The sequence below is a fragment of the Allorhizobium undicola ORS 992 = ATCC 700741 genome, from assembly GCF_000621665.1.
Classification (GTDB): Bacteria; Pseudomonadota; Alphaproteobacteria; order Rhizobiales; family Rhizobiaceae; genus Allorhizobium; species Allorhizobium undicola.
This window is the reverse complement of record NZ_JHXQ01000037.1, coordinates 1-6778: the sequence shown is the minus strand read 5'-3', so window position 1 is coordinate 6778 and position 6778 is coordinate 1. Positions and strand designations below refer to the sequence as shown.

5 protein-coding genes are annotated in these 6778 nt (G+C 58.2%); 2 read left to right on the top strand and 3 right to left on the bottom strand.

Translation table 11 applies throughout. From position 1 onward, the window contains the following. Positions 1–197: 197 nt before the first annotated feature. Together guaD and puuD are read right to left on the bottom strand one after the other, a co-directional pair. The gene (gene guaD, locus T424_RS0118495; protein ID WP_027489036.1) at positions 198–1499 is read right to left on the bottom strand and encodes a guanine deaminase; all 1302 of its coding nucleotides are present in this window, start codon (positions 1497–1499) and stop codon (positions 198–200) included. Between the two features lie 31 nt (positions 1500–1530). Beyond that, positions 1531–2769 (bottom strand): urate hydroxylase PuuD, encoded by a 1239-nt coding sequence (gene puuD, locus T424_RS0118490; protein WP_027489035.1) that lies wholly within the window; start codon positions 2767–2769, stop codon positions 1531–1533. A 488-nt stretch (positions 2770–3257) separates the two neighbouring features. Between puuD and T424_RS0118475 the strand changes: the two genes are divergently transcribed. Next, on the top strand, positions 3258–5045 hold the full coding sequence (locus T424_RS0118475) for a methyl-accepting chemotaxis protein (protein WP_051559251.1): 1788 nt from the start codon (positions 3258–3260) through the stop codon (positions 5043–5045). 199 nt (positions 5046–5244) lie between these two features. After that, positions 5245–6291: an NAD(P)-dependent alcohol dehydrogenase gene (locus T424_RS0118470; protein WP_027489032.1), complete on the top strand. Its 1047-nt coding sequence runs from the start codon at positions 5245–5247 to the stop codon at positions 6289–6291. A gap of 169 nt (positions 6292–6460) precedes the next feature. On the opposite strand, the gene T424_RS21525 is transcribed toward T424_RS0118470, so the two are convergent. Then, positions 6461–6778 (bottom strand): ISAs1 family transposase (locus tag T424_RS21525; RefSeq protein WP_037068366.1); only part of this gene is annotated, 318 nt, incomplete at its 5' end.

Sequence of the window (6778 nt, the reverse complement as noted above, 5' to 3'; positions counted from 1 at the left end):
CCCAGACAAAGCATCCATCCGACGAAAAATCAAAAAAGCGGGATGGGACGATCAGTTCCTCATCTCAATGATCGCTCATATGCAATAGCCCTGCCCTTGAGGGGGAGATGCCTGGCAAGGCAGAGGGGGGTAGGCCACGCCACATGCCTAAGCGTCGTGTACTGTGGCGTTTGATAAAACGCACAAAGGACGCTGTATTATCTCGGCTTGCTCGCCACGCCCGCCACATAGGTTTCCACCACCGTGCGGTCATCGCCTATGGTCTGCATGAGGAAAAGCTCTTCGTGCAACTCTTTTACCGCCTGCATTTTCAAGGCCATGGCGGGGGTGGCGCTGCTGTTCAGCACCACGAAATCGGCTTCCGTCCCCGGCTCCAGCGTGCCGATCCGGTCGGCCAGCGACAGGGCCTCGGCATTGCCGCGTGTCATGTGCCAGTAGCTGTCCAACGGGTTCAGCCGCTCGCCCAGCAATTGCTGGATCTTGTACGCCTCGTCCAGCGTGCGCAACATGGAATAGCTGGTGCCGCCGCCAATATCGGTGGCCAGCGCCACGCGCACCGGCTTTTCCCGCCGCTGAATGGCCTTGAGCGGAAAGAGGCCGGAGCCGAGAAACAGGTTGGAGGTGGGGCAATGGACGGCCACAGAGCCGGTCTGCGACAACACATCCGCTTCCCGCTCGGAAAGGTGGATGGCATGGCCGAAAAGCGTCCTCTCGCCAAGCAGGCCATAGCGGGCGTAGATGTCGGTATAATCCTCCGCTTGCGGATAGAGCGAGCAGGTAAAATCGATCTCCTCCCGGTTTTCGGAAAGATGCGTCTGGATATGCAGATCGGGAAATTCGCGGGCCAGCGCCTGCACCATCTCCATCTGTTCGGGCGTCGAGGTAATGGCAAAGCGCGGCGTGATCGCCACCAGATTGCGGGCGCGGCCATGCCAGCTTTCGATGATTTCGCGCGTCTCGTCATAGCCGGATTGCGGCGTATCGAGAAGACCTTGCGGGGCGTTGCGGTCCATCATCACCTTGCCGGCGATCATGCGCGTGCCGCGTCTGGCGCTTTCGGCAAAAAAGGCATCGGCGGAGGTTTTGTGGACGGAGCAATAGGCCACCGCCGTCGTCGTGCCGTGACGCAGGAATTCATCGAAGAAATGCGTGGCGATCCTTTCCGCATGGGCGGTTTCCACGAAGCGGCATTCCTCCGGGAAGGTATAGGTATTCAGCCATTCCAGCAGATTGGCGGCATAGGAGCCAATCACCTGCATTTGCGGAAAATGCACATGGCAGTCGATAAAACCCGGCAGGATGAGATGCGGGCGATGATCGATCTCCACCACCTCCTCATTCCCCGGCTTGACCGAGGCATAGGAGCCCACTGCCAGGATCAGGCCGTTTTCCACCAGAAGCGCGCCATCCGTTTCGTACAGATAGCTGTCCCGGTCCGCCATGTGCTGCGGGGCACGGCGGAAGGATAAAAGACGGCCACGGATCAGGGTCTTGGTCATGCAGGGCATCTCTTTCAGGGGGTGGGCAAGTTCAGGGGGTGGGCGGGCCTTTGACGGCGCTTTCATACCATGCCACCAGCAGGCGGCGTTCTTGCGGGGTCACTTCGGATATATTGCCGGGGGGCATGGCATGGCTCCGGCCGGCCTGCAAGTAAATTTCGCGGGCATGGCTGGCAATTTCGCCATCGGTTTCGAATCTGACGTTTTTGGGCGGCCGCGCCAGCCCCTCCCAGACGGGCTCTGCCGCATGGCACATGGAACAGCGCGCCTGAATGACATCACGCGCCGCGCCGAAATGCGCATCCGCCATGAAGCGCTGTTGCATGGCAGAAAGGCTTGCATTCTCCGCCTTTTCCTCCGGGCGCGGCACGGTGGAAAGCCACATGATGATGATAAAGATGACGGTGGTGGCCATCCAGGTCCAGATCGGCCTGCCCTTGCGGGCGTGAACCGTGTTGAACCAGTGGCGGATGGTGACGCCCATCAGAAACACCAATGCCGCGATAACCCAGTTATAGGCCGTGGCGAAGGCCAGCGGATAATGGTTGGACAGCATGAAGAAGATGACGGGCAGCGTCAGATAGTTGTTGTGCAGCGAGCGTTGCTTGGCGATGCGGCCATATTTCGGGTCTGCCGTGCGCCCGGCGATCAGGTCCGCCACCACGATGCGCTGGTTGGGCATGATGATGAAAAACACATTGGCCGACATGATGGTGGCCGTGAAGGCCCCGAGATGCAGAAAGGCGGCACGGCCGGTAAACACCTGCGTATAGCCCCAGGCCATGGCCACCAGCACCGCGTAAAGCAGGATCATCAGGCCCCAGGTGTTGTTGCCGATGGGCGATTTGCACAAAAGATCATAGCAAATCCAGCCGATGGACAGCGACACCAGTGAAATGGCAATGGCCTGCCACGGCTCCAGCGGCAGCACGTGGGCGTCGATGAGAAAAAGATCCGCGCCGCCATAATAAACCACGCACATCATGGCAAAGCCGGAGAGCCAGGTGAAATAACTTTCCCATTTGAACCAGGTCAGATGCTCCGGCATGGAGGCGGGCGCAACCAGATATTTCTGAATGTGATAAAAGCCGCCGCCATGCACCTGCCATTCCTCGCCATAGGCTCCCACCGGCAGGCCGGGCCGCTTCACCAGCCCCAGATCGAGCGCGATGAAGTAGAAGGACGAACCAATCCACGCCACGGCTGTCACCACATGCAGCCAGCGCACGGCAAAGGCCAGCCATTCCCAGGCAATGGCGAATTCATACATCTGCGAACCCCGCTTTTCTCTTTTCCGCACATTGCAGAATTCTTGACGTCAAGAAAAGTGGGCCATCCCGATAATCAGCAGGATTTTAGAGCACTTCCGGTGAACACGGGTTCACCTGCAATGCTCTAACTTCTTGTTTCCGCGCATTTCCGGACGCAAAACCGACTACACTTTTGCTGGAAATGCTCTAGAGCATAATCCGCAGACAGGTATTCGGTTTTACGGGCGGGCGTGCAGCAAATACGGCGCAGGAACTTCAAAAAAGCATACACCGGCCGTTGCAAATTGGGATAAAAGTCCTTTTTAAGCAAAAAATCCCGCATAAAAATGAATAAAAGCCTTTTATATGCAAATAATTTAATTATCTTATCTATATAGATGAAATAACACATTACGTATAAATTTTGAACTTAGTCATTTTTAAACACATATCCCGCACCATTTCTGCATAAAAGCGGGAAAGTGGATCCATGCGCAATCTATCGTTTATGAACCGAATTGTTTTGCTTGCAGCCTTTGCCCTGATTATCACAGCAGGGGCATTGTTCATTCGCAACACGCAAGCCTATCACGAGATCATCTCGGAACGGCGTGACATGCTTTCGAAAATGAACGAAAATGCCGTTTCCATCCTGAAACGTTATCAGGGATACGAAGCCTCCGGCAAAATGACGCGCGAAGCGGCGCAGGCCGATGCTGCCGCCCAGATCATGGCGATGCGCTACGGCGCGGACGGTTATTTCTGGATCAACGATCTCAACACGGTCATGGTTGCCCACCCGATAAAGCCGGAACTGAACGGCAAGGACATCAGCGGCATCAAGGATCCCAACGGGCTTTACCTCTTCCAGGAATTCGTGAAGGTGGCCAAGGCCAGGGGCAGCGGTTTCGTGGATTACATGTGGCCGAAGCCCGGCGCCAGCGAACCGGTGGAAAAAAACTCGCACATCCTGCTGTTCCAGCCCTGGGGCTGGGTGGTCGGCACCGGCATGTATAACGACGATATTGCCGCCATTCACCACCGGACGCTGTTCACCACGGCCGCCCTTTTGGGCGTGGCGTCGCTGCTTATTCTTTCGGGCTGCGTCATGGTTGGCCGGTCCATGTCACGTCCGCTGAACCAGCTGAAAGATTTGATGATCGGACTGTCGCGCAACGAAACGGCCGTGGATATTCCCTTCACCGGCGACCGTAACGAGACGGGCGAAATGGCGCGCGCGCTCATCGAGATCCGCACCTCGCTGGATCAACGCAACCGGCTTGAGCAGGAGCGCGGCGCCCAGAGTGAAGCCATGGCAGAAAGCCATCGCAGCCGCGAGGCCATGGATGCGCATTTCCGCCAGCAGCAGCAGGCCCTCATCGACGGGCTGGCAAAGGCCTTCGAACGGCTTTCCAACGGCGACCTGACGGTGCGGCTTTCCGACATGCCGGACAGCTATCGCAAGCTCGAGGTGGATTTCAACGCCGCCATCGCCACGCTGGGCGATACCCTGCATCAGATCACGCTTTCCAGCGAAACGGTTCTAAGCTCGGTGGACAAGATCGGCGAGGCGGTAAGCCAGCTTTCCGGCCGCACCGAAGGTCAGGCCGCCAACCTTCAGGAAACCGCCACGTCGGTGGGCGAGATCAGCCGCACCATCCAGAACTCCGGACGCAGCATCGATAACGCCAAAACCATGGCCATGGCTGCCAAGGACGATGCCAGCGCCTCCGGCACGATTGTCGGCCAGGCAATCGAGGCCATGGGCCGCATCGAGGAATCCTCCAGCAAGATCAACGAGATCATCGGCGTCATCGATGAAATTGCCTTCCAGACCAATCTGCTGGCGTTGAATGCGGGCGTGGAAGCGGCCCGTGCGGGCGAAGCGGGCAAGGGGTTTGCCGTCGTCGCGCAGGAGGTGCGCGAGCTTGCCCAGCGCTCGGCCACGGCTGCCAAGGAGATCAAGGGGCTCATTCAGGCCTCCGGCGGCCATGTCGGCTCCGGCGTGAAACTTGTGGAGGCAACAGGCGCCGCGCTCAAGGGCATCGATCAACGTATCGTCACCATCAATTCCAGCATTGACGACGTATCGCATCTGGCCCGCGAGCAATCCTCGAGCATTTCGGAGATCAACGCCGCCATCGGGCAGATAGACCAGATGACCCAGCAGAATGCCGCCATGGTGGAGGAAACCACCGCCGCCACGCTGATGCTGAAAAGCGAGACCGAGCATCTGCGAAATCTCGTGGCACGGTTCATCATCGAGCGGCAGGAGGCATCCCGCTACGCGGCCTGACCATAGCCCGGCAAACGAAAGCCGCTTTTGCAGGCCGCATCAGGGCGTGGGCATCCGCCCTTGAGCCTTTGCGCTTTAGCCCTATATCCCGCTTGCCGCGCCCTGGGCCCTCCCGCCCTCCTCTGGCGCGGCACGGTTTTTTCAAGCGGATAAACGGGGCCGCATCCGCCGCCCCTCCGCCAAGATGCAAGGATAGATCATGGCCATTGCAAGAGGTTATGCCGCGACCGACGCCAGCAAGCCGCTGGAGCCCTTTACCTTTGACCGCCGCGAGCCGAACGAGGACGATGTCGTCATCTCGATCAAATATTGCGGCGTCTGCCATTCCGACATTCATCAGGCCCGCAACGAATGGGGCAATTCCGCCTTCCCTATGGTTCCCGGTCACGAAATTGCCGGGATCGTCACCGCCGTTGGCGCGAAGGTCAGCAAGTTCAAGGTGGGCGATCACGTCGGCATCGGCTGTTTCGTCGATTCCTGCGTGCATTGCCAGACGCGGGACGTCGATCACGAACAATATCTGCCGGGCCTCGTCCAGACCTATAATTCGGTGGAAGCAGACGGCAAGACGCCAACCTATGGCGGCTATTCCGACAGCATCGTCGTGAAGGAAGGCTATGTCCTGTCCATTCCGGATAATCTGCCGCTGGACAAGGCCGCCCCGCTGCTCTGTGCCGGCATCACGCTTTATTCGCCGCTTTCGCACTGGAAGGCCGGTCCCGGCAAGAAGGTTGCCATCATCGGCATGGGCGGCCTTGGCCATATGGGCGTGAAGCTTGCCGCCGCCATGGGGGCGGAGGTAACGGTTCTCAGCCAGTCGCTTTCCAAGAAGGAAGACGGGCTGAAATTCGGGGCGAAAGACTATTACGCCACATCGGATGCCGCGACGTTCGAGAAGCTGGCCGGTAGCTTCGACCTCATCATCAACACCGTCAGCGCCGAGATCGACTGGAACGCCTACCTCAACCTGCTCAAGGTCGATGGCACCATGGTGCTGCTGGGCGTGCCGGAAAATCCGGTTCCGGTCCACGCTTTCTCGCTCATCCCCGCCCGCCGCTCCCTGGCAGGCTCGATGATCGGCTCGATCAAGGAAACCCAGGACATGCTGGATTTCTGCGGCAAGCACAACATCACGCCTGACATCGAAATCATCGACATCAAGGAGATCAACACCGCCTATGAGCGCGTCTTGAAAAGCGATGTGCGCTACCGCTTCGTCATCGACATGGCAACGCTGGACGGCTGAGACTGCACAGCATTTTCAGGAGAAGTGGAACCCGGTTTTCCGTCTGAAAATGCGCAGAACCAAATAGTCAGCGCATTTTCAGGGCAAGGAACCACAGTACACGACGCTGAGGAATGCCGGGTGGCCTACCCCCCTCTGCCTTGCCAGGCATCTCCCCCTCAAGGCAGGGCTATTGCATATGAGCGATCATTGAGATGAGGAACTGATCGTCCCATCCCGCTTTTTTGATTTTTCGTCGGATGGATGCTTTGTCTGGGTGCTGGCGGATGATGTTGAGTGCGAGTTTTCGCAAGATAGAGAGGTTTTGCGGGCCGTTGTCTTTGCGATTACGGGCCGCATCTTCACAGAAGGCTACGTCGAGTACCCAGTGTAACTGGTTTTCGATCGTCCAGTGCGCCCTGACTACCCGCAGGAAAGCCTCGGCACTGATTTCCCTGGAGAGCAGGAAATGTCTGAGATGGTGGGTCTTGCGCCCGTCGGGCTCGAT